The sequence below is a fragment of the Pseudogemmobacter lacusdianii genome, from assembly GCF_030848395.1.
In the GTDB taxonomy this organism is placed as follows: domain Bacteria; phylum Pseudomonadota; class Alphaproteobacteria; order Rhodobacterales; family Rhodobacteraceae; genus Pseudogemmobacter; species Pseudogemmobacter lacusdianii.
Window position 1 is genome coordinate 1 of the sequence record NZ_JAVDBT010000043.1, and the last position, 1,180, is coordinate 1,180.

Annotated in this window: 1 protein-coding gene; it reads left to right on the top strand. The window is 60.3% G+C overall.

Features of this window, described 5'->3' with window-relative positions:
• The first annotated feature begins 3 nt into the window (after positions 1-3).
• Complete coding sequence (gene tuf / locus Q9295_RS17945) at positions 4-1,179, top strand: elongation factor Tu (protein WP_306681959.1); 1,176 nt, start codon at positions 4-6, stop codon at positions 1,177-1,179.
• Position 1,180 lies beyond the last annotated feature (1 nt).

Below are 1,180 nucleotides of genomic sequence, written 5' to 3' on the forward strand. Positions count from 1 at the left end.
ACTATGGCAAAGGCAAAGTTTGAACGGAACAAACCGCACGTCAACATCGGCACGATTGGCCACGTTGACCACGGCAAAACCACGCTGACCGCTGCGATCACCAAATATTTTGGTGACTTCAAAGCCTATGACCAAATCGACGGTGCACCGGAAGAGCGCGCACGCGGCATCACCATCTCGACCGCACACGTCGAGTATGAGACCGAGAACCGCCACTACGCACACGTCGACTGCCCCGGCCACGCTGACTATGTTAAGAACATGATCACCGGTGCGGCTCAGATGGACGGCGCGATCCTGGTTTGCGCTTCCTCGGACGGCCCGATGCCGCAGACCCGCGAGCACATCCTGCTCGGCCGCCAAGTGGGTATCCCCTACATGGTCTGCTACATGAACAAGGTCGACCTGGTTGACGATCCGGAACTGCTCGAGCTGGTCGAGATGGAAATCCGCGAGCTGTTCTCGTCCTACGACTACCCGGGCGACGACATTCCGGTCATCAAAGGCTCGGCGCACCAAGCGCTGATCGGCGAGCGTCCGGACATCGGCGAAAACTCGATCCGCGAGCTGCTGGCTGCTGTTGACAGCTACATCCCGACCCCGGCACGCGCTGTTGACCAGCCGTTCCTGATGCCGATCGAAGACGTGTTCTCGATCTCGGGCCGCGGCACCGTGGTGACCGGCCGTATCGAGCGCGGCGTGATCAACGTTGGCGACGAAGTTGAAATCGTCGGCATCCGCGAAACCAAGAAGTCGACCTGCACCGGTGTGGAAATGTTCCGCAAGCTGCTCGACCGTGGTGAAGCTGGCGACAACGTCGGCGTGCTGCTGCGCGGCATCGACCGTGAAGGCGTTGAGCGCGGCCAAGTGCTGGTGAAGCCGAAGTCGGTCACCCCGCACACCAAGTTCGAAGCTGAGGCCTATATCCTCACCAAAGAAGAAGGTGGCCGTCACACCCCGTTCTTCGCGAACTACCGTCCGCAGTTCTACTTCCGCACCACCGACGTCACCGGCACCGTTCAGCTGCCGGCTGGCACCGAGATGGTGATGCCGGGCGACAACCTGAAGTTCGAAGTCGAACTGATCGCTCCGATCGCTATGGAAGAAAAACTGCGCTTCGCGATCCGCGAAGGTGGCCGCACTGTCGGCGCAGGTGTTGTGTCCAAGATCATCGCCTGAT

Coding starts and splice junctions, on each gene's coding strand:
- tuf (WP_306681959.1), top strand. CDS start 4: ATGGCAAAGGCAAAGTTTGAACGGAACAAACCGCACGTCAACATCGGC.